Below are 19,845 nucleotides of genomic sequence, written 5' to 3'. Positions count from 1 at the left end.
CGGTGTTTCCGGGCCGCCGTCGTCAGGGACTGTCGAAGGTCACCGTGACCGTCGAATAGCCGAGGCGCGTGAAGAGACTGCGCAGCATCTGCTCGGTGTTCTGCTTGGCCCGGTCGGCCAGCCCGCTGGACTGCGCGGCCTCGGTGATCTTCTGCTGGGCCATCGCGTAGACCTTCTGCTGCTTGTCGGGGTCGCTCTTGAAGGCGTCGCCGATGCGGTCGAGCAGCCCGCGCTGCTCGGCCACGACATAGCTCTTCTGCATGTCGAGGGCGGCCAACCCCTGCTCGGGCGCCGGCAGCGTGATCGTGACGGTCTTCTTCTCGTTGTCGACGACCAGCGCCTCGTCGGCGAGCTTGCTGAAGTCGACATATTGCTCGACCGTGCCCGATCCCACGAACAGCGTCCGCCGGTTGATCAGGAAGTCCGGAATGTTCTCCCTGTCCTCCTGGAGGTCGACGATGACCTGGAAGGTGCCGTCGGCCGCGACGTAGCGGCTCAGGTCGCGCATCGACTGCAACAGCACGGGCTGGCTGCGGTCGGTGGTGCGGTCGCTGAACGGGTTGTCGAAGCTGGGCAGCACGTTGATCGCGCGCAGCCCGAGACAGGCGGCCACGAGCAGCGCGAAGACGAACCCGGTGAAGATGAGCAGGCGGGCGAACCCGCTCGGCCGAGAAGCCTGCTCCGGCGGCGTAGGCGGAGTCGGCTCCTCGGGGACGGGGGGATATTCCCGCGTGGGTTCGGTGACACCCGGCGAGACGTCCGATGAGTTGGCCATACCCTCACGGTACGAGCCGGGTACGACACTTGCAGTCAACGGTCAGGCGAAAGCGTTCAATCCGGTCAATTTCTGGCCGATCACCAACTGGTGGATCTCGGAAGTGCCCTCGTAGGTGAGGACGCTCTCCAAATTGTTCGCATGGCGCATCACCGGATATTCGCCGCTGATGCCGTTGCCGCCCAGGATGGTCCGGCAGGTGCGGGCGATCGCGATCGCCTCCCGCACGTTGTTCAGCTTGCCCACGCTCACCTGCTCGGGGCGCAGCGCGCCGGCCGAGTCGCGCAACCGGCCCAGATGCAGCGCGAGCAGGAAGCCTTTCTGCAGCTCGAGCGCCATGTCGGCCAGCTTGGCCTGAGTCAGCTGAAACCCGCCGATGGGCCGGCCGAACTGTTCGCGGGTGGTCGCGTAGTCGAGCGCCACCGACAGGCAGTCGCGGGCGGCGCCCATCGCTCCCCAGATGATGCCGAAACGGGCCTCGGTCAGGCAGGAGAGCGGCGCCTTCAGGCCGCGCGCCTCGGGGAGGCGGGCGCTGTCCGGCAGACGTACGCCATCAAGCGTGATCTCCCCCGTGCTGGAGGCGCGCAGCGACATCTTGTGCTTGATCTCGCGGGCCGCGAATCCCGGCGTATCGGTCGGCACGGCGAAGCCGACCACGCCCTCCTCGGCCCGGGCCCAGATCACCGCCACGTCGGCCACGGGCGCGTTGGTGATCCACATCTTGCCGCCGTCGAGGATCCAGTCGCCGCCGTCGCGGCGGGCCCGGGTCGCCATGTTGGCCGGGTCCGAGCCGTGGTCGGGCTCGGTGAGGCCGAAACAGCCGATCAGCTCGCCGGCCGCCATGCCCGGCAGCCAGCGCTGTTTCTGCTCCTCGGACCCGTGCTTCCAGATGGCGTACATGGCCAGGGATCCCTGCACGCTGACCAGCGAGCGCACGCCGGAGTCGGCCGCCTCCAGCTCCATGCAGGCCAGGCCGTACGCCACCGCGGACGAGCCCGCGCAGCCGTACCCCGTCAGATGCATGCCGAGCAGGCCCAGCTTGCCGAACTCCCGGGCCAGCTCGCGGACCGGAACGGTGCCCTGCTCGTACCAGTCGGCGACGTGCGGGCGTACCCGATCGTCGGCGACCCGGCGGCAGAGCGCGCGGATGTCGCGCTCCTCGTCGGACAGGAGGGTATCGACGTCCAGGAGATCCAGCGGAGTCACCATGAACGTCAACTTAGTGGAAAATCAGCCCTCGACGACCAGCACGCGGGCGTGGATCTGGTTGCGCTGCTGCAACGCCGCCCGCAAGGCGCGGTGCAGGCCGTCCTCGAGGTAGAGGGCGCCCTTGTATTCCACGACGTGCGGGAAGAGGTCGCCGTAGAACGTCGAATCCTCGGCCAGCAGCTTGTCGAGCGCCAACTCCCGCTTGGTGGTGATGAGATCGGCCAGCCGGATCGGCCGTGGCGGGATCTCGGCCCACGCTTTCAGGGTCGTGTGGTGATCGGGATAGGGGGCACCGTCCCGGACCGCCTTGAAGATCACCCCGGAGCCCCCTCTCTCAACAACAACCTCAGCCTATCCCCACCGCATCAGGCCCATCGGCCATGATGCACCACATCTTCCACCGGACGGTGCCCGCGCTTGAGTGACGGAGACCTCTTGTCGGGTGCCCGATAGCCGACGGTGAGCGTACCGATCGGTGTGTACTCGTCCGGAACCCCGAACGCCTCCTTGACCGCCGGCACCTTGGGCACCGGCACGCCGAAGAAGCACGAGCCGAGCTCCTCGTTGACCGCGCTGAGGTGCATGAGCAGGGCGGCGAAGCCGGTGTCGATGTCCCAGTAGGGCACCGGCCAGTGCTCCTCGCTGCGGTCCGTCCAGCCCTTGTCGGCCTGGGCGTAGCGGTCGAGATAGGCCGACTTGTTGGAGAAGCAGACGATGATCACCGGTGCCGTGCGCATGCGGGTGAGCCAGTCGCCCTTCCACGCCTCGTCGGCCGCGGCGTCGCCCAGGTCACCCTCGGTCGTCGACGACCAGTAGAGGTCGCGGTCCTTCTGCTCGGTGAGCACCAGGAAGCCCCAGCCCTGCGAGAACCCGGCGCTGGGAGCGCGCAGACCGTGCTTGACGATCGTGTCGACGATCTCGGGCGCGACCGGGCGGTCGGGATCGTAGCTGCGGACCATGCGCCGCTTGCGGAGGACCTCGGCGAAGTCCATCAGGCCCGGATCCCCCACGAGGCGGTCCACCGCTCGCCCGGCGCCAGCACGATCAGGTCGCGGCCGGTGCGGAACGAGTCGGGCGGACAGGTCATCGGCTCGATCGCCACCGAGCGGCGGAACCGCTCGCCGTGCAGGGTGTCGCCGGTGAAGACCTGCCAGTACTTGAACTTGTCGTCGGCCCAGACCACGACCTTGGCGTCCGAGCCCGGGTCGGCGATGGTCACCTCGGTGATGCCGTTCGCGTCGTGCTCGATGTCGCCGAAGGAGGTGTCGAGGACCAGGTCGCCGATGCGGCGGGGCTCGTTGAAGTCGTACTCGGTGCCGGCCACCGGGTTGGCGCCGATCGGCAGCAGGCGACCGTCGGCCACCACGCGGGTCTTGCCCGGCACGTGCAGCAGGATGTCGTCGACGGCGACGCCGGGCAGCTCCAGGTAGGGGTGCACGGAATATCCCCACGGCGCGTTCGCGTCGCTGTTGTTGACGACCTCCTGGTCGCAGCGCAGCCCGTCGGCCGAGACGGTCCAGGTGGCGCGCAGCGTCAGCCACCACGGATAGCCGATCTGGGCCGGCAGCTCGAACTCGAGGGTGACCGAGGCGCCGGTGCGCTCGACCTCGGTCCAGCGGGCCCAGTTGACCAGGCCGTGGATGGCGTTGTGCCGGGCCGGCTCGGTCAGCGGGAGCTGGTAGGACTGCTCCTCGAACGTGTATTTGCCGTCGCGGATCCGGTTGGGCCACGGCGCCAGGATCTGACCGGCCGAGGCCGGGGAGAGCTCGTCGGCCTCGAAGCCGTCCAGCACCTTGACGCCGTTCACGGAGTAGCCGCGCAGCACGCCGCCGACCTCCACGACGACGGCGCTGTGCCCGTCCGCCTCGATGGACCACTGGGTGCCGGATTTCGCGGCTACGACGCTTGTCATGGCTTGGACATTATCTGTTCGCGCTTCCCTCGGTGCCGGCCGGCGGCTTGTAACGAATCAGAGCGGGGAAGACCAGGGCCAACACGACCGACAGACCGGCCGCCAGGAAGCCGCCGCCGGCCCACGACGCGGTGGTCGAGGTGAGGTCGGCGGTTGCTCCCGCACGCAGGTCGCCCAGGCGCGGTCCACCGGCCACGACGACTGTGAAGACACCCTGGAGCCGGCCGCGGAGCCGGTCGGGCGCGTAGACCTGGAGGATCGACTGCCGATAGACGGCGCTGACCAGGTCGGCCGCGCCGCCCACGGCGAGCAGCAGCAGGATCAGCCAGAGGCTGTGGGCGAGGCCGGCGAAGCCGATCGCGATGCCCCAGCCGATCACGGCGACGACCAGGGCGACGCCCTGGCGTTTGACCCGCCCGATCCATCCGGAGAACAGGCCGGCGATCACCGAGCCGATGGCGATCGCGCTGAACAGCCAGCCCACCGCCTGGTCGCCGCCGAACCGGTCGGCCGCCACCTCGGGGAACAGCGCCCGCGGCATGGCGAAGACCATGGCGACGATGTCGACGGCGAACGAGAGCAGCAGCACCGGCTGGGTGACCAGGAACTTCAGGCCGACCAGGACGCCGCGCAGACCGGCGCTGGGCCGTTCCTCGGTCAGGTCGTGCTCGACCGGCGGGATCGACGGCAGCCGCCAGGTGGCCCAGAACGAGACCGTGAACAGCACGGCGTCGACCAGATAGGCGGCGATGATGCCGCTGTCGGTCGAGGCCGCCGCGAAGATCACACCGGCCGCGAGCGGGCCGAGCACGCCGCCGGCGGTGGTGGTCGTGTAGGCCAGCGTGTTGGCCGCCGGCACGAGCCCGCCCGGCACGATCCGCGGGATGATCGCCTGCCGGGCTGGCGAGCTGATGGCGAAGCCGGCCGATTGGAGCGCGACCAGTGCCAGCAGCAGATAACCGCTGTTCACGTGGAACAGCGCCTGCACCAGCAGACCCAGGGTGGAGATCCAGGCCAGGGTGGAGCTGGCCAGCAGCAGTTTGCGCCGGTCGACCACGTCGGCCGCGGCGCCGCCCCACAGCCCGAAGATCAGCAGCGGCACGAGGCCGGCCACACCGAGCAGGCCCACCCAGGCCGAGGAGTGCGTGATGGCGTACATCTCGATCGGCACCGCGACCGAGGTGAACTGGAAACCGAAGAACGAGACCCCGTTTCCGATCCACATCCGCCGATACGCGACGACGCGGAGGGGCCTGAGATCGATGAACCAGGACTTCCGTTCGCGCTCCTCGGCGACCTCCGCGGCCGCTTCGACAGCGTCCTGGCTCAAGGTGCCAACCTTTCCAAAACCCAAAGACCTTCTTCGGTACGTCGGTAGCGCAGCCGATCATGAAGGCGGCTGCTCCGCCCCTGCCAGAACTCGACCGTCTCCGGCGACACCCGGAAGCCGCCCCAGTGCGGCGGCGCCGGCACCTCCCCGTTTTTGAAGCGTTCGGTGACTTCGGCAAGTCTGGCGTCGACCGACTCCCGATCGGGCACGATCGTCGACTGCGGGCTCGCCCAGGCGCCCAGCTGGGAACCTCGCGGCCGCGAGGAAAAGTACTCCTCGGTCTCGGCTCGGCTCACCCGCTCCACCGCGCCGACCACGATCACCTGGCGCTGCATGGGAAACCAGGGGAAGACCAGGCTGGCGTACGGGTTGGCGGCCAGCTCGGCGCCCTTGCGCGACTCGTAGTTGCTGAAGAACACGAAACCGCGCGCGTCGTACTCCTTGAGCAGGACAGTACGCGCCGACGGGTGACCCGACGGTGTGGCCGAGGCCACGATCATGGCGTTGGGCTCGGGCAGGCCGAACCCGGACGCCTCGATGAACCAGGCGCCGAACTGTGTGGTCCAATCGGCGGCCATGCCCGACTCGAGCAACGCCTCCCGCGCGGTGTAGTCGCGGCGCATGCTCGCAGGCGAGGGGGGTTCGAGGGTCACGCAACGACGGTAAGTCCCCTCGGCCGCCACGTCAGGTCGGTGAGGATGGGTGTCGCAGAAAGCACATACAGAGCGCGTCATGCGGTGTCGACCTGCCGTTACCCAGCGAGCAAGATGAAACACCTACAGCATCCGCCCCCAGGGAGAGTCGTGGCCTTCGAGACCGAGATCGCCGAGCCTGATCGGGACGGTGGCGCGCTGCGTTATCGCGGCGTCGACATCGAGGACCTGATCGGCCAGGTCTCCTTCGGCGACGTCTGGGGGCTGCTGGTCGACGGCCGGTTCGGGCCCGGCCTGCCGCCGGCCGAGCCGTTCCCGGTGCCGGTGCACTCGGGCGACATCCGCGTCGACGTGCAGTCGGCGGTGGCCATGCTGGCGCCGTACTGGGGACTGAGCCAGCTGCTCGACATCGACGACGACCAGGCCCGCCGCGACCTGGCCCGGGTGTCGGTGACCGCGCTGTCGTTCGTGGCACAGGCGGCCCGCGGTCTCGGCCTGCCGGCCGTGCCGCAGAAGGACATCGACAAGGCCGGGACGATCGTCGAGCGCTTCATGCGGCGCTGGCGCGGCGAGCCCGACCCCAAGCACGTCAAGGCGGTCGACGCCTACTTCATCTCGGCCGCCGAGCACGGCCTGAGCTCCTCCACCTTCACCACCCGGGTGGTCGCCTCGACCGGCGCCGACGTGGCCGCCTGCATCTCCTCGGGCATCGGCGCGCTCTCCGGCCCGCTCGACGGCGGGGCGCCGGCCCGCGTGCTGCACATGCTGGAAGAGGTCGAGCGTGGCGGTGACGCCGAGGCGTACGTGAAAGGTGTCCTCGACCGTGGCGAGCGCCTGATGGGCTTCGGGCACCAGGTCTACCGCGCCGAGGACCCCCGGGCCCGGGTGCTCAAGCGTGCGGCCCGCGAGCTGGGCGCGCCCCGCTACGAGGTGGCCATCGCGCTCGAGCGAGCCGCGCTGGCCGAGCTCCAGGCCCGCAAGCCCGAGCGGCCGCTGCCCACGAACGTCGAGTTCTGGTCGGCCGTGGTCCTCGATTTCGCCGAGGTGCCCGGCCACATGTTCAGCTCCATGTTCACCTGCGCGCGGGTGGCCGGCTGGAGCGCGCACATCCTGGAGCAGAAACGCCTGGGCCGGGTCGTGCACCCGCACGCTCACTATGTGGGACCTCCGGTCCGCAAGCCGCAGCAGGTCGAGGGCTGGGACAAGCTCCGCGCATAATGCTCCGGTGAGTGACATCCGGATTCCAGACGAGATCAAGCCGGTCGACGGGCGCTTCGGCTCCGGTCCGAGCAAGGTGCGCCCCGAGGGCGTCGAGTCGCTGTCCGCGGTGTCCCGCACGTTCCTCGGCACCTCACACCGGCAGAAGACGGTCAAGGACCAGGTGGCCCGCCTGCGGCGCGGCCTCGGCGAGTTCTTCTCGATGCCCGACGGGTACGAGGTGGTCATCGCCAACGGGGGCACGAGCGCGTTCTGGGAGGTCGCGACGTTCGGCCTGATCCGCGACCGGGCCCAGTTCGCCGAGTTCGGCGAGTTCGGCGCGAAGTTCGCCAAGGCCGTCAGCGACGCGCCGTTCCTCGGCGACCCGACCATTCACCAGGCGCCCGGCGGTCAGGCGGCCTATCTGACGGCGGAGGCGGGCGTCGACGCGTACGCCTCGGTCCAGAACGAGACCTCGACCGGCGTGGCCGTGCCGGTCCGCCGCGTGGCCGGCGCCGACGAGGGCGCCCTGCTGCTCACCGACGCCACCTCGGGTGGCGGCAGCCTCGACGTCGACCTGCGCGAGACCGACGTCTACTACCTGGCTCCGCAGAAGGCCCTCGGCTCCGACGGCGGCCTGTGGATGGCCCTGATGTCGCCGGCCGCCATCGAGCGCGCCTTCGAGATCAAGGCCTCGGGCCGCTACATCCCCCAGTTCCTCGACCTGGTGACCGCGATCGAGCAGTCCCGCCTCGAGCAGACGTACAACACCCCGGCCCTGGCCACGGTCTTCCTGGCGGCCGAGCAGCTCGACTGGATGAACGCGCAGGGCGGCCTGTCGTGGGCGGTCAAGCGCAGCGCCGAGAGCGCGGCCGCCATCTACGGCTGGGCCGACAAGTCCTCGTACGCGACGCCGTTCGTGACCGACCCGGCCCTGCGGTCGGCCGCCGTGGCCACCATCGACTTCGCTCCGGAGATCGACGCCGCCGTCCTGGCCAAGATCCTGCGCGCCAACGGCATCGTGGACACCGAGCCCTACCGCAAGCTGGGCCGCAACCAGCTGCGCATCGCCCTCTACCCGACGGTCGAGCCGTCCGACGTGACCGCCTTGACCGCCGCGATCGACTACGTGGTCGAGCGGCTGTCCTAGCCCGGGTCAGAGCCGCGCGGCCCTCGGCAGCGGGCCGCTGTCACAGCCGGCCCCAAGCCGTGCGGGGCCTCGGCAGCGGGCCGCTGTCACAGCCGGGCCAGGGCCGCGCGGGCCTCGGGGGCGTGCCGGAACGAGAAGTGCGGGTTGAGGCGCAGCGCGGTGGTCAGGTCGGCGCGGGCGCCGTCGCGCCGGCCGAGGTCGGCCAGGATCATGCCGCGGTGATAGTGGCTGAGTGCGCTGCGGGTGCCCAGGCGGAGCGCCTGGTCGGCGTAGCGCAGCGCCTCGGCCGGGCGGCCCGCCGCGCGTAGTGCCCAGGCCAGCGCGTCGGCCCCGGCGATGCCGGGCTGCCGGGCGTAGAGGCGTCGGGCGGCGTCCAGCGCGACCGGTTCCCGCTGGTCCACGGCGAACAGCACCGGATCTGGCTCGGGCGGGGTGCCGCTGAGGGCCTCGCCGGCCCAGACCGCACGGGCCCGGGCGTACTCCTTCGCCGCCTCGCCCGCGCGGCCGGCCACCGTGAGCAGGTCGCCGAGCTCGGCCGCGTAGACCGGCCGGGGCGCCGCGGCCAGGACGGACCGGAACTCGCTGATCGCGCCCGCGGTGTCGCCCCGCGCGGCGCGGACGCGGGCCAGGCCCAGGCGCAGCGGCGGGTGACCGGGCAGCAGGCGCAGGCCCTCGGTGAACTCGGTGGTGGCGGTGTCCAGGTCGCCGTTGTCGGCGGCGAGCTGGCCCAGGTGCAGGCGCGCGAACGCGCCGTCGGCCGCGTTCGGTGCGGCGTCCAGGGCGCGGCGCATGGCGTCGGTGGCGCGCCCGATGTCGCCGCGCAGCTCCCAGGCGTACGACGCCCGGGCGTAGGACGAGGCGTCCGGGCGCAGGTCCACCATCCGCTGGATCTCCGGGAAGGCCTCGTCGTAGCGGCCCAGCTCGATCAGGGCGTCGGCCACGACGCCGAGGGCGGCGGCCTTGTACGGATCGATCGCGAGAGCGGCCCGGCCGTGCCGCAGCGCGGCCGGGAAGTCGTGCAGGGCGGCGGCGAGCGCGCCGTGACCGGTCAGCGCGATCGCGTTGTCCCGTGGATGGATCTTCTGCGACCGGTCGAGGGCCACCCGGGCCCGCACGTAATCGGCGGCCTCGCCGGTCGTGCGGGCCCGTTCCACGTACGCCGTGCCCAGCTCGGCCCACGTCTTCCAGTCGTCCGGCGCCCGCTCGACCCGCCGTTCGGCGGCCGCGATCGGCCCGGTGTCGCGGGTCGTGGACGCCCGGCTCACCGGCGCCCGGTCCCAGGGTGCGAACAGCGCGCCGGCCGCGACCACGAGGGCCAGGCCGAGCACCGGGACAGCGATGAGCACCACCACGCGGCGCATCGGTTCCCCCTCCTCGAGAGCGATGTGTGACAGGGGGATTCGCCGCCGACGGCCATCCGGATGGCTCGATGTAACCAATGCGACTCGATTCATCCGCCCGGTCCGGCGAGGCGAATGACCCGCGACAGCATCGACCTCATCAAGGGGGATGTAATGTTCCGACCTCCAAGTCGCCGGCGGATGCTCGGCGTGGCCGCGGCGGTGACCGCCACGGCCTGCGTCGCGTCGCTGGCGCCGACGATCACGCAGGCTTCCAGTCACCGGGAGGCGCCGCTGGTCGCCGGCGAGCCTCAGCTCGACAACACCGACACGTACGCGTTCGTCAGCCCCGACGCGCCGAACACGGTCACGCTGATCGGGAACTGGGTGCCGTTCGAGGAGCCCAACGGCGGACCGAACTTCTACCCGTTCGCCTCCGACGCCGCGTACGACATCAACATCGACAACGACGGTGACGCCCGGGCCGACCTGATCTACCGCTGGACGTTCACCGACAACTACCGCAGCCGGAACACCTATCTCTACAACACCGGCGTGGTGACCTCGCTCGACGACCCCGACCTCAACTATCTCCAGACGTACAAGCTGGAGGCGATCACCGAGTCCGGAAGCCAGACCCTGATCAACAACGGCCGGGTGGCGCCGTCCCGGGTCGGACCGGCCTCGATGCCGAACTACCAGCAGCTCGCCGATTCGGCGATCACCCCCCTGCCCGGCGGCGGCAAGACCTACGCCGGTCAGGCCGACGATCCGTTCTTCATCGACCTGCGCTTCTTCGACAACTACTTCGGCGGCAACCTGTCCGAGGTCGGCCAGGACACGGTCCGCGGCTACAACACCAACACGCTGGCCATCCAGGTGCCCAAGAGCGTGCTGGCGCTGAAGGGCGACGCCGCCCGCAACCCGGTCGTCGGCGTCTGGGCCACCACGTCGCGGCAGCGCATCGAGGTGGTCGACACGCTGAACAACCGGAACCGGTACGGCGGCTGGCAGCAGGTCTCCCGGCTCGGCATGCCGCTGGTGAACGAGGTCGTCATCCCGGTCGGCCGCAAGGACGAGTTCAACGCGACCGCGCCACGCAACGACGCCAAGTTCCTGCCGTTCGTGACCAGCCCCGAGGTGCCCCGCCGGATCGAGGCCCTCTACAAGATCCCGGCGCCCGCCACACCCCGCAACGACCTGGTCGAGGTGTTCCTGACCGGCGTCTGCAAGGCCTGCGGGCCGGTCGCGGTCGACCTCAACTCGCAGCGGCTCAACAAGGACGTCGACCCGGCCACGTTCGTGCCCAGCGAGCAGCTGCGGCTGAACATGTCGATCCCGCCGGCGGCCAGCCCGAACCGGCTCGGTGTGCTCGGCGGCGACAACGCCGGGTTCCCCAACGGACGCCGGCTGGCCGACGACGTCACCGACGTGACGATCCGGGTCGCCGAGGGCGTGCTGCTGCCCAACCACCCGGCGGCGGTCGACGGTCTCGGTGACGCGGTCGACGCCAACGCGCTGCCGTTCCGGGCGACGTTCCCCTACGTCGCCACCTCGAACGTCGTCGCGGTGAACCAGAACTGACCGGAGTCCGGACTACTCGGGGCGCCGCCGTCGCGGCGGCGCCCCGGTTAGGAGCGCACCGTGAAGCGTCCCCTCCTCGTGGTCGCCGCGCTGACGGCGACGGTGCTGCTCGCGGCCGCCGCCGTGATCGTGCGGCGAGTCTGGCCGCCGGGGCAGCGGCTCGTCCTGCCGGCGGTGGAGCAGTTCACGCCGGGCGCCTGCCGTGACGCGGCCGGCGCCGTCCGCTCGCTGGCCCGGCTCACGCACGGCGACGACGTCACGGCCCTGTCGCCGGCCGACCGGGCCGAGCTGCGCCGGGCGCAGGACCAGCTGGTGGCGCTGCGGCCGGCGGCTGGGCCGGATGTCCGCGAGCCGATGGAGGCCGTGATCCTCTCCGTGGGCTACCTGCGGCTGCGGCTCGACAGCCGGACCGCCGAGCCGAGCTATCTGCGCGACGTGGAGACGGCCCGGGCCGCGCTGGAGAAGACATGCGTGAGCACGCCGAGGTGAGACCGACGTGGGAATGAGCGCCTTGCGACACGAGCGTTCCACCGAGGCCGCCCGCGACGACGCGCGGGTGCGCGACGAGCTCGTCTACGGCGACGAGGCGGCCTTCATCGACCTGCACGAGCGGTTCGCGCCGCTGGTGCACACGATCGCGGCCCGGGTCACCCGTGACGGCCGGGCCGCCGAGGACGTCACCCAGGAGGTCTTCCTCGCCATCTGGCAGCACCCCCTCGACTACGAGCCGGAGCGGGGCAGCCTGCGCGGCTGGCTGGCCATGATGGCCCACCGCCGCGCCGTCGACCTGGTGCGCCGGGAGGAGGCGCACCGCCGGCGGGCCCTGGACGGGGTCCTGGAGGCCGGCGCGGTCAGCCGGGGCGACCCGGTCGGCGACCAGGTCTCGGACAGCGACGCGGCCGAGCGGCTGGCCGCGGCGCTGAAGGCGCTGCCCGCGCACCTGAGCCGCGCGATCACCATGGCGTATCTGGAGGGCCGCACCTATCGCGAGGTCGCGGCCGAGCTGGGCCTGCCCGAGGGCACCGCCAAGTCCCAGATGCGCGAGGGCCTGCGCCGGCTCGCCGTCGCCCTGAAGAGATGAACGACATGGACATCCATTCCCTGGTCGCGGTGTGGGCGCTCGACGCCTGCCCGCCCGCTGAAGCCGCCCTCGTCGAGGCGCACCTGCCCACCTGCCCGGACTGCGCGCGGGAGGCCCGCCAGGTGGTCGAGGTCGTGGCCGGCCTGGCCGGGTCGGACCGCCGGCCCCCGGCCGGCTCGCTGGCGCGGACGCGCTCGGCCGCCCGGCGCCGCCGTCCTCCGGCCACGGCGGCACCGGCGTACGCGGCGCCTTTCGCGGCTCAGGTCGCGGCGCTGGACCTGCTGCTGTCCGACCTCACGGCGGCCGACTGGGCCCGGACCGCCGCGTACGGCGAGCTGAGCGTGCACGACCTGGTCGCGCACCTGGCCGCCACCGACGGGCTGATCGCCGGGGTGATCGGACTGCCGGTCGAGCCGCTGGGCGACGACCCGGCCACCCGCACCGCGGCCGTCGTGCGCCGGGAGCGCCGGCGGACCGCCGAGCAGACCCGGCGGTGGTGGCGTGCGCAGGCCGACGCGATGTGCCGCTCGGTCCCGGCGAACCCGCCGCTGAGTGTGGCGACGACGGCCCTGGGCGCGCCGCTCTGCCTGCCGGACGCGCTGACGGCCCGTTCCTACGAGACCTGGATCCACCGGGAGGACATCGCCGTCGCGACCGGGCGCCGGACGCCGCCGCCGCTTCCCGGGCACGTGCGGCCGATGGCCGAGCTGGCCGTCCGGTTCCTGCCCCGGGTCGTGTCCCGTCGCGGTCGCCATGTGCGGTTGGAGCTCACCGGTGACGGCGGTGGCACGTGGACGGTGCCGCTCGGCCCCTCGACCGGGGCGGTGTCCCGGCCGGCGGCGGTGGTGACCCTCGATGTGGTGGAGTTCTGCCGGCTGGCCGGGGATCGGCGCGATCCGGGCCACGTCGCGGCCGAGGTCGGTGGCGACACCACCCTGGCCCGCGACTTCCTGGCCGCGGTGCCGGCGCTGGCGGTCGTCCCGTGAGGATCACCAGGCCCTTGGCGGCAGTGGCGCGAAACACGCGCTACGGCCTCGAGTTGCAGGGAGGCCGCGCTGTGGGGCACGGTGGAACGACAGTGCTTTTGGTCACTCGACGACGCGTACGACAACGGCTTTTTCATGATCATCGCAGCTCAGCCAAGTTGCCCGGCGTGGCTTACCCCCATCGGGTGACCGAGGAGCGTACCGTGTTCCGAAACGCGCCCGGGTGGCTGAGTCTCGGGAGCACGGGCCAAGAGCCAATGCGACGGGACGGAGGCAACGCATGCGGCCGGTACGCTTCGTCGCCCTCTCCGAGGACGGTCAGGCCATGGTGCTCGCCGACGAGGTCGGCCGGCTCCTGGCTCTCCCCATCGACGACCGGGTCCACGGTGCACTCACCCACGAGGGCCACGCCGCCCCCGCAGGCACGGCCGTGGCCGTCATGGCGCCCGAGGCGCAGCAGGCCTCGCTCTCGCCGCGTGACATCCAGGCCCGCATCCGTCAGGGCGAGTCCGCCGAGGACGTGGCGCGCATCGCCGGTGTCCCGGTCGACCGCGTGCTGCGCTACGCGGGCCCGGTGCTCCAGGAGCGCGCCATGCTGGCGCAGCATGCGCGCCGCACCCGCTTGAAGACGTCGGACTCCGGCGCCCCGCTGGCCGAGGTGGTCGACAGCCGCCTGGCCCAGCACGGCATCGACACCGAGAAGATCTCGTGGGACGCGTTCCGCCGCGAGGACGGCACGTGGCGCATCGTCGCCACCTGGCCGTCCGGCAAGGCCACGGCCCAGGCCATCTGGGACCTCGACAAGGGACGCCAGGTCGTCTCGCCCCACGACGACATGGCGCAATATCTGTGCGCCGAGCGCCCGACCCAGATCCTGGGCCAGGAGCCCGCGCCCGAGCGCGCCTTCACCGAGCGGGGCGGTCACGGGCTGCCCGGCCCGTCCCGGTCCACCGAGCCCACCCGCGGCGGCCACGGCCTGCCCGCGGCCGAGACACCCGCGCAGCGCCCGGCCCGCGACCCGATCCGCGCCGGCCGCGACGCCCTGCTCGCCTCGCTCGACCGCCCGCTGGGCCAGACGCCCGGCCGCAGCCTCGACAGTGGCCCGGCCGAGCAGCGCCGCCCGGTCGCCGGTGGCGCCGCGGCCCTGCTCGGCGGCGGTTCCGGCTCGGCCTTCGACGAAGACTCCGACCTCCCCAAGGAGGTTCCGGCCGTCCCGTCACTGGCCGTCCTGCGCCCGCGGCGCACGGTCGGCCAGCAGAGCGGCGGCCAGCAGGCGTCCGCCGAGGCCGACGAGGCGAAACCGCGCAAGCGCCTCCCGAGCTGGGACGACGTCCTCTTCGGCGGCGGGCCCGCGGCCCGCGAGTCGTCCTGAACCGTCTCTTCGTCGCGGTCTTCCCTCCGCCCGGCGAGCTTCACTCCCTCCGACGCGCCCTGCCCAGCAGCGGCCGGGTCTCGCCGACCGCCAAGTGGCACGTCACGTTGGCCTTCCTGGGCGACGTGCCGTCACCGGACCCAATCGCCGCGGTGCTGGCCGCGGTGCGTTCCCCCGGCCCGTTCACGCTGCGCCTGGCCGGCAGCGGCCGTTTCGGCAAGGCCGAGTGGCTGGGCGTCGAGGGCGACCGGGAGAAGCTCACGGCGCTGCAGGAAAGCGTCCGGGACGACCTGGCCGAGGCCGGCTATCAGCTGGAGGACCGCCCGTTCCATCCCCATCTGACGGTCTCGTACCACGCCGACGGCCCGCTGCGGAAAGCCCTGGGCAACTACGTGGGCGCGCCATGGCCGGTGAGCGAGTTCTCGCTGGTCCTGAGCCACAACGGCCAGTACGAGAAAATCAGCTCCTGGCCGCTGTAGCCTCCATCCGGATGCCATTGATCAGCAGACGCAGACCGTAGTCGAACTGCTCCTCGGAGCCGACCACCGGCGCCTCGCCCTTCAGCGCCTCGTTGACCTGGCGCCAGCGCTCGTCCGGCTCCCCGGCCTCGACCGCCATACGGAGCCCGGCGGCCGAGTAGGCGATCAGCGCCTGAGACGCCTTGACCACGTCGGCGGGGCTCAGACCAGCCTCGGCGAGCGCCGCCATGATGACAGCGGCGAGCCTGAGCCCGGCCGGCCCGAGCGGCGGCCGGGAGGCGATGTGCCCGGCGATGCCCGGATGGCGCAGAGCGGCCGAGCGGACCCCTGTCAGCACCGCCCGGATCCGCTGGTCCCACGGCTCGCTCCCGGCCGGCGCCGCGACCTCGTCCACAGCGAGGTCGGCCACCGCGTCGAGCAGCGCCTGCCGGTTGGGAAAGTGCCGGTAAATCGCCATGGGATCGCATCCCAGGTCGGCCGCGATCCGGCGCATCGACATCGCGCTCGCGCCGTGCCGGTCACCCAGCGCCAGGGTGGCCCGCGCGATAGCCGGAGGAGTCAACGCCATGATCGACAGTCTACGGTGTAGACAGCGGCGTCTACACTGTAGACATGCGTCTCCTCACGTTGAGCCGCCTCGTCGCGGCCGTCCTCAGCCTCACGACCTTCGTCTTCCTCTTCCTGCACGACTCCTGGCAGGCCGACAACCTCTTCCTGGTGCCCGACCTCATCCTGATCGCCGCGCTGGCCGTGGCGGCCGCCCTGCCCGCCCGGCAGGCGATGGTCGCCCTGCCGGTGGCCTTCGCCTACTCCACCGGCGTCCTGGCCGCCTCCGTGGCGTCGTACGCCGTCCGGTCCGAACTCGGCCTGCCGAGCCTGGCCGGCGCCGTCATCGCGCTGACGCTGGCCATCGTCCTGACCCGAAGCAGAGCAACGGCTTAGCGCAGCTCCAACCCGGCTGCCTCGAGCTCGCTCTCGACGCGGACCCGCTCCAACTCGCGGTCGAAGCCCTCCAACGGGCGAAGGTTCTCCCGTACGCCTAGGCACTCGCAAGCCATGCAGAGCCGCTCGTCGTACGCCGTCAGCACCGCCGCCGTCCACTTCCGGGAACCGAGCGACAGGCCGCCGCGCTGCTCGCGGTGGAGCCGGCGCAGGTCGACGGCGAGCTGCTCGATCGGGGCCGGGCCACGCCCGGCCAGCGCCACGACGGGGTCGTTGCGCTGCAGATGGCGGTCGAGAAGGTGCAGGTCGCGGCCCTCGGGGGAGTTTCGGGCCGCGTCTCGCCGCCGACGGGCCTCGTCGCGCCGGATCGCTGCCGCCACCGCGTACGGGACGGAGATCAGAACGACGAGGGCCGCCGTGAGCACAGCAATGTGCACGAGGGCCACCAGAAGACGCTAAGTCGGATGCGCCCCGAACTGGAATACCCGTTCGGCGGACTTCTCCTGCCAAATACCCGTCAGGCGGCTCGCGCGAGGGCCGGCTCCGACTCCTCGGCCGGTGGCACCAGCGTGAGGCGCGGCCGGGGCCGCAACGTCATCTCGAGCCGCTCCCCGCTGCTGCGCAGCTGCCAGACCAGGGCCACGGCCGACGCCACGAAGCAGATGATGCCGGCCACCCAGATGCTCGACGCCACCCCGTACCGCTCGCCCCACCAACCGGCCAGGGAGGCCCCGATCGGGGTGGTGCCGAGGAAGACCAGCACGTAGAGCGCCATGACCCGGCCCCGGAACTTCGGGTCGACGCCCATCTGCACCCGGTGGTTGGCCGCCTGGGCCAGGAAGATCGAGAAGAAGCCGGTCGGGAAGAGCACGATCATCGCGACCACGAAGTTGGGCGTGAAGCCGACCGCGAACTCGAGCACGCTGAAGATCAGGGCCGCGCCGATGACGAGGTAGACGCTGGGCCGCTTGCGGCGGGCGCTGCCGGCCAGGGCCCCGCAGAGCGATCCGGCCGCGAGCGCCGTGGTGAGCAGGCCGAACGAGGACGCCCCGGCGTTGAAGTTGATTTTCGCGAGGGCGGCCAGGGTGACCGGGAAGTTGAAGCCGATCATGCCGATGACGGCCATGAGGCAGATCGGCACCATGAGGTCGGGGCGGCGGTAGGCGTACTTCAAGCCGTCCAGAATCCGGGTGTCCTTCTTGCCGGGCGGGGCGGAGCGCAGCAGCTCGTGCGCGCGCATCGCGGTGTAGCTGAACACCGGCGCGATCGACAGCGCGGTCGCGATCAGGAAGACCGGCCCGGTGCCGAAGATCGCCAGGGCCACGCCGGCCAAGGCGGGACCGCCCACGCGGGCGGTGTTGAAGGTGGCCGCGGACAGGGCCAGCGCGTTCGGCAGCAGCGGCATCTCGACCAGTTCGGAGACGAACGACTGGCGTACCGGGGTCTCGATGGAGTTGGCGATGCCGAAGAGCCCGGCGAACAGGAACACGTGCCAGAGCTCGACGTGCCCGGAGGCGACCAGGATGGCGAAGACGATCGCGGTGGCCGCGAAGACGGCGTTTGCCGCGACGAGCAACTTGCGCTTGTCGTAGCGGTCGGCGAGCTTGCCGCCCCACAGGGTGAGCAGGAGGACGGGCAGGAACTGGAGGGCGGTCACGGCTCCGAGGGCGCCCGGTGAGTTGTTCGACAGGTCGAGGACGAGCCAGTCCTGCGCGGTGAACATCATCCAGACGCCCACGAGCTTGACGAGCTGGCCGACCGTGAACAGCCGGTAGTTGCGAACCTTCAGGGACCGGAAGGTGGTGTTGAGCACTGACCGCACTGGGTGGTGCCTCCTGTTCGGTCGTACGCGTCATCGTCACGTGACGAAGCAGCGCGCCGAACCGGACCGGTCAGGCTTGCGCGAGCCGTTGCAGGATCCGCGTGGCCTGGGCCAGCGTCTCCTGTTCCTCCTCGGTGAGCTCGGCCAGCTGGGACGCCAGCCACTCGTTGCGGGCCTTCTCGAACTGGGCGAAGACCGCCCGGCCCTGTTCCGTGGGGGCCAGGATCACCTGGCGCCCGTCGGTCGGGTGCGGGGAACGCACCACCAGACCCCGGTCCTCCAGCTTGCCGACGATCTTGGTCATCGTCGGCGGCTGGACCCGCTCGACATCGGCGAGCTCACGAGGAGTCAGCGCCCCGGCCAGCTGCAAGCTGGTCAGCGCGGACAACTGACTGGTCGTCAGATCGCCGATCGGGCGGGCCTGCCGGACGCGCCGGCTCAGCCGCTGGATCGCCTCACGCAGCGTCTTGGCCAGCTCCTGCGCTGTGCCTTGATCAGCCGCCACCGGCCACTCCATCACGATTCTTAGCCTAGCTAATGAGCTTGGCTAACGACATTGATTTCCCGTGTAACCGTTGTTACAGGACCCAGCTCTCCAGCGGGCCCCTCAAGAAGTACAGGACGAACAGGGCCGCGACGCCGTAAAGGATCGGGTGGATCTCGCGGGCCCGGCCGGTCGCGATCTTCAGGACGACGTACGAGATGACGCCCGCCCCGATGCCGTTGGAGATCGAGTACGTGAACGGCATGAAGGTGATCGTGAGGAAGGCCGGGATGGCGATCGTGTAGTCGGTCCAGTCGATCTGCCGGATCGACAGGATCATCAGGAAGCCGACCACCACCAGGGCGGTCGACGCCGCCTCGAACGGCACCACCGAGACCAGCGGCGACAGGAACATCGCGAGCAGGAAGAGCGCGCCGGTGACCAGGTTGGCGGCGCCGGTGCGCGCGCCCTCGCCGACACCGGCCGCGCTCTCGATGTACGAGGTGTTGCTGGAGACGCTGGCCGCGCCACCGGCGGCCGCCGCCACCGAGTCGACGAGCAGGATCTCCCGCGTCCGCGGCGGGTTGCCGTCGGCGTCTAGCAGGTCGCCCTCCTGGCCGACCGCGACCATGGTGCCCATCGTGTCGAAGAAGTCGGTGATCAGCAGGCTGAAGATGAACATGATCACGACGAGCCAGCCGGCCCGCGACCACGAGTCGAGCACGTTGAAGTGGCCGATCAGCGAGAAGTCGGGCGAGCTGACGATCTTCTCGGGCAGCTTGGGCACGTTCAGCGACCAGGTCGTCGGGTGGGCGATCGCCTCCACGATGATCGCCAGCACGGTGCTGCCGAGGATGCCGATGAGGATGGCGCCGCGCACCTTGCGCACGAACAGGATCAGCGTGAAGAGCAGGCCGATCACGAAGACGAAGGTGGGCCAGCCGGCCAGCTTGCCGCCGATGCCGAGTTCCACCGGCACCGTCGAGTTCGCCGCGTCCGGCACCCGGCGCACGAAGCCCGCGTCGACCAGGCCGACGATCATCAGGAACAGGCCGATGCCCACGCCGATCGCCGTCTTGAGCTGCGTCGGCACGGCCCGGAAGACCAGCGTCCGCAGCCCGGTGAGCACCAGGATCGCGATCAGGACACCCTCGATGACGACCAGGCCCATCGCGTCGGCCCAGGTCATTTCCGGAGCGATCTCGTACGCCACCAGGGCGTTCACGCCGAGGCCGGCGGCCAGCGCCAGCGGGAACCGGGCGACCACACCCATCAGGATGGTCATCACACCGGCGACCAGGGCCGTGCCCGCGGCCAGAGCCGCGATCGGCAGCGTCTTGTTGTCGCCGTCGACACCGCCGCCGAGGATCAGCGGGTTCAGCACGACGATGTAGGCCATCGTGAAGAAGGTGGCCAGGCCACCGCGGATCTCGCGCCCCAGCGTCGAACCCCGGGCCGAGATCTCGAAGAAGCGGTCGAAAGCGGTGATCATGCGTGGCCTTTCCGATCATCGACGATGTTCGGAGGTC

General features: G+C 71.1%; 22 protein-coding genes. 9 read left to right on the top strand and 13 right to left on the bottom strand.

The window, feature by feature from the left end; genetic code table 11:
• Window positions 1-22: 22 nt before the first annotated feature.
• The 7 genes from ACQP2X_RS01870 to pdxH are packed head-to-tail and all read right to left on the bottom strand — an operon-like array spanning window position 23 to window position 5,879.
• A complete protein-coding gene (locus ACQP2X_RS01870) occupies window positions 23-775 on the bottom strand; it encodes a DUF4230 domain-containing protein (protein WP_498693930.1) in 753 nt (250 codons plus the stop codon).
• A gap of 42 nt (window positions 776-817) precedes the next feature.
• Window positions 818-1,981 (bottom strand): acyl-CoA dehydrogenase family protein, encoded by a 1,164-nt coding sequence (locus ACQP2X_RS01865; RefSeq protein ID WP_498700773.1) that lies wholly within the window; start codon window positions 1,979-1,981, stop codon window positions 818-820.
• Between the two features lie 24 nt (window positions 1,982-2,005).
• Window positions 2,006-2,302 (bottom strand): type II toxin-antitoxin system VapB family antitoxin, encoded by a 297-nt coding sequence (locus ACQP2X_RS01860; RefSeq protein ID WP_089296050.1) that lies wholly within the window; start codon window positions 2,300-2,302, stop codon window positions 2,006-2,008.
• A 47-nt stretch (window positions 2,303-2,349) separates the two neighbouring features.
• Entirely contained in the window at window positions 2,350-2,976 is a 627-nt protein-coding gene (locus ACQP2X_RS01855) for a nitroreductase family protein (RefSeq protein WP_498700772.1), read from the bottom strand.
• The gene (locus ACQP2X_RS01850; protein ID WP_498693929.1) at window positions 2,976-3,896 is read right to left on the bottom strand and encodes an aldose 1-epimerase family protein; all 921 of its coding nucleotides are present in this window, start codon (window positions 3,894-3,896) and stop codon (window positions 2,976-2,978) included. The genes ACQP2X_RS01855 and ACQP2X_RS01850 overlap by 1 nt, the downstream gene beginning before the upstream one ends.
• A gap of 10 nt (window positions 3,897-3,906) precedes the next feature.
• Window positions 3,907-5,226: an MFS transporter gene (locus tag ACQP2X_RS01845; RefSeq protein ID WP_498693928.1), complete on the bottom strand. Its 1,320-nt coding sequence runs from the start codon at window positions 5,224-5,226 to the stop codon at window positions 3,907-3,909.
• Complete coding sequence (pdxH, locus tag ACQP2X_RS01840; protein ID WP_498693927.1) at window positions 5,223-5,879, bottom strand: pyridoxamine 5'-phosphate oxidase; 657 nt, start codon at window positions 5,877-5,879, stop codon at window positions 5,223-5,225. Before pdxH ends, ACQP2X_RS01845 begins: the two co-directional genes overlap by 4 nt.
• Window positions 5,880-5,993: 114 nt before the next feature.
• Here pdxH and ACQP2X_RS01835 point away from each other — a divergent pair, with 114 nt between their 5' ends.
• Window positions 5,994-7,097, top strand: coding sequence for a citrate synthase 2 (locus ACQP2X_RS01835; protein ID WP_498693926.1), 1,104 nt, complete (start codon window positions 5,994-5,996; stop codon window positions 7,095-7,097).
• Between the two features lie 7 nt (window positions 7,098-7,104).
• The gene (gene serC, locus ACQP2X_RS01830) at window positions 7,105-8,226 is read left to right on the top strand and encodes a phosphoserine transaminase (RefSeq protein WP_498693925.1); all 1,122 of its coding nucleotides are present in this window, start codon (window positions 7,105-7,107) and stop codon (window positions 8,224-8,226) included.
• A gap of 86 nt (window positions 8,227-8,312) precedes the next feature.
• Here the strand turns inward: serC and ACQP2X_RS01825 are convergent, their stop codons facing one another.
• Complete coding sequence (locus ACQP2X_RS01825) at window positions 8,313-9,587, bottom strand: tetratricopeptide repeat protein (RefSeq protein WP_498693924.1); 1,275 nt, start codon at window positions 9,585-9,587, stop codon at window positions 8,313-8,315.
• A 153-nt stretch (window positions 9,588-9,740) separates the two neighbouring features.
• Between ACQP2X_RS01825 and ACQP2X_RS01820 the strand changes: the two genes are divergently transcribed.
• The 6 genes from ACQP2X_RS01820 (at window position 9,741) to thpR (ending at window position 15,068) form a co-directional block, all read left to right on the top strand.
• Complete coding sequence (locus tag ACQP2X_RS01820; RefSeq protein ID WP_498693923.1) at window positions 9,741-11,150, top strand: DUF4331 domain-containing protein; 1,410 nt, start codon at window positions 9,741-9,743, stop codon at window positions 11,148-11,150.
• A gap of 60 nt (window positions 11,151-11,210) precedes the next feature.
• On the top strand, window positions 11,211-11,639 hold the full coding sequence (locus tag ACQP2X_RS01815; protein WP_498693921.1) for a hypothetical protein: 429 nt from the start codon (window positions 11,211-11,213) through the stop codon (window positions 11,637-11,639).
• 13 nt (window positions 11,640-11,652) lie between these two features.
• Window positions 11,653-12,231 (top strand): sigma-70 family RNA polymerase sigma factor, encoded by a 579-nt coding sequence (locus ACQP2X_RS01810; protein WP_498693919.1) that lies wholly within the window; start codon window positions 11,653-11,655, stop codon window positions 12,229-12,231.
• Window positions 12,232-12,236: 5 nt separating this feature from the next.
• Window positions 12,237-13,217, top strand: coding sequence for a maleylpyruvate isomerase family mycothiol-dependent enzyme (locus ACQP2X_RS01805; RefSeq protein ID WP_498693918.1), 981 nt, complete (start codon window positions 12,237-12,239; stop codon window positions 13,215-13,217).
• Between the two features lie 280 nt (window positions 13,218-13,497).
• Window positions 13,498-14,589, top strand: coding sequence for a septation protein SepH (gene sepH / locus ACQP2X_RS01800; protein ID WP_498693917.1), 1,092 nt, complete (start codon window positions 13,498-13,500; stop codon window positions 14,587-14,589).
• On the top strand, window positions 14,538-15,068 hold the full coding sequence (gene thpR, locus ACQP2X_RS01795; RefSeq protein WP_498700771.1) for an RNA 2',3'-cyclic phosphodiesterase: 531 nt from the start codon (window positions 14,538-14,540) through the stop codon (window positions 15,066-15,068). The genes sepH and thpR overlap by 52 nt, the downstream gene beginning before the upstream one ends.
• On the opposite strand, the gene ACQP2X_RS01790 is transcribed toward thpR, so the two are convergent.
• Window positions 15,049-15,636, bottom strand: a complete 588-nt coding sequence (locus tag ACQP2X_RS01790; RefSeq protein ID WP_498693915.1) for a TetR/AcrR family transcriptional regulator — start codon at window positions 15,634-15,636, stop codon at window positions 15,049-15,051. The two genes, thpR and ACQP2X_RS01790, sit on opposite strands and share 20 nt — an antisense overlap.
• A gap of 44 nt (window positions 15,637-15,680) precedes the next feature.
• Between ACQP2X_RS01790 and ACQP2X_RS01785 the strand changes: the two genes are divergently transcribed.
• Complete coding sequence (locus ACQP2X_RS01785; protein ID WP_498693914.1) at window positions 15,681-16,010, top strand: hypothetical protein; 330 nt, start codon at window positions 15,681-15,683, stop codon at window positions 16,008-16,010.
• Here the strand turns inward: ACQP2X_RS01785 and ACQP2X_RS01780 are convergent.
• The 4 genes from ACQP2X_RS01780 to ACQP2X_RS01765 all read right to left on the bottom strand — a co-directional run bounded on the left by ACQP2X_RS01780 (window position 16,007) and on the right by ACQP2X_RS01765 (window position 19,808).
• On the bottom strand, window positions 16,007-16,456 hold the full coding sequence (locus tag ACQP2X_RS01780; RefSeq protein ID WP_498693913.1) for a hypothetical protein: 450 nt from the start codon (window positions 16,454-16,456) through the stop codon (window positions 16,007-16,009). The two genes, ACQP2X_RS01785 and ACQP2X_RS01780, sit on opposite strands and share 4 nt — an antisense overlap.
• Window positions 16,457-16,527: 71 nt before the next feature.
• Window positions 16,528-17,832, bottom strand: coding sequence for an MFS transporter (locus tag ACQP2X_RS01775; RefSeq protein WP_498693911.1), 1,305 nt, complete (start codon window positions 17,830-17,832; stop codon window positions 16,528-16,530).
• 70 nt (window positions 17,833-17,902) lie between these two features.
• A complete protein-coding gene (locus ACQP2X_RS01770) occupies window positions 17,903-18,349 on the bottom strand; it encodes a MarR family winged helix-turn-helix transcriptional regulator (protein WP_097328429.1) in 447 nt (148 codons plus the stop codon).
• A 61-nt stretch (window positions 18,350-18,410) separates the two neighbouring features.
• Window positions 18,411-19,808, bottom strand: a complete 1,398-nt coding sequence (locus tag ACQP2X_RS01765) for an NCS2 family permease (protein ID WP_498693910.1) — start codon at window positions 19,806-19,808, stop codon at window positions 18,411-18,413.
• Window positions 19,809-19,845: the final 37 nt, after the last annotated feature.

The organism is Actinoplanes sp. CA-131856 (assembly GCF_050956135.1).
GTDB lineage: Bacteria > Actinomycetota > Actinomycetes > Mycobacteriales > Micromonosporaceae > Actinoplanes.
Note: the sequence above shows the minus strand (reverse complement) of the source record. Positions and strands in the feature narration are given on the sequence as shown.

Bases quoted from the DNA above. Each gene is read 5' to 3' on its own strand.
- ACQP2X_RS01870 (WP_498693930.1), bottom strand. From the start codon at position 775: ATGGCCAACTCATCGGACGTCTCGCCGGGTGTCACCGAACCCACGCGG.
- ACQP2X_RS01855 (WP_498700772.1), bottom strand. From the start codon at position 2,976: ATGGACTTCGCCGAGGTCCTCCGCAAGCGGCGCATGGTCCGCAGCTAC.
- ACQP2X_RS01850 (WP_498693929.1), bottom strand. From the start codon at position 3,896: ATGACAAGCGTCGTAGCCGCGAAATCCGGCACCCAGTGGTCCATCGAG.
- ACQP2X_RS01835 (WP_498693926.1), top strand. From the start codon at position 5,994: ATGAAACACCTACAGCATCCGCCCCCAGGGAGAGTCGTGGCCTTCGAG.
- ACQP2X_RS01825 (WP_498693924.1), bottom strand. From the start codon at position 9,587: ATGCGCCGCGTGGTGGTGCTCATCGCTGTCCCGGTGCTCGGCCTGGCC.
- ACQP2X_RS01820 (WP_498693923.1), top strand. From the start codon at position 9,741: ATGTTCCGACCTCCAAGTCGCCGGCGGATGCTCGGCGTGGCCGCGGCG.
- ACQP2X_RS01810 (WP_498693919.1), top strand. From the start codon at position 11,653: ATGAGCGCCTTGCGACACGAGCGTTCCACCGAGGCCGCCCGCGACGAC.
- ACQP2X_RS01805 (WP_498693918.1), top strand. From the start codon at position 12,237: ATGGACATCCATTCCCTGGTCGCGGTGTGGGCGCTCGACGCCTGCCCG.
- sepH (WP_498693917.1), top strand. From the start codon at position 13,498: ATGCGGCCGGTACGCTTCGTCGCCCTCTCCGAGGACGGTCAGGCCATG.
- ACQP2X_RS01790 (WP_498693915.1), bottom strand. From the start codon at position 15,636: ATGGCGTTGACTCCTCCGGCTATCGCGCGGGCCACCCTGGCGCTGGGT.
- ACQP2X_RS01785 (WP_498693914.1), top strand. From the start codon at position 15,681: ATGCGTCTCCTCACGTTGAGCCGCCTCGTCGCGGCCGTCCTCAGCCTC.
- ACQP2X_RS01770 (WP_097328429.1), bottom strand. From the start codon at position 18,349: ATGGAGTGGCCGGTGGCGGCTGATCAAGGCACAGCGCAGGAGCTGGCC.
- ACQP2X_RS01765 (WP_498693910.1), bottom strand. From the start codon at position 19,808: ATGATCACCGCTTTCGACCGCTTCTTCGAGATCTCGGCCCGGGGTTCG.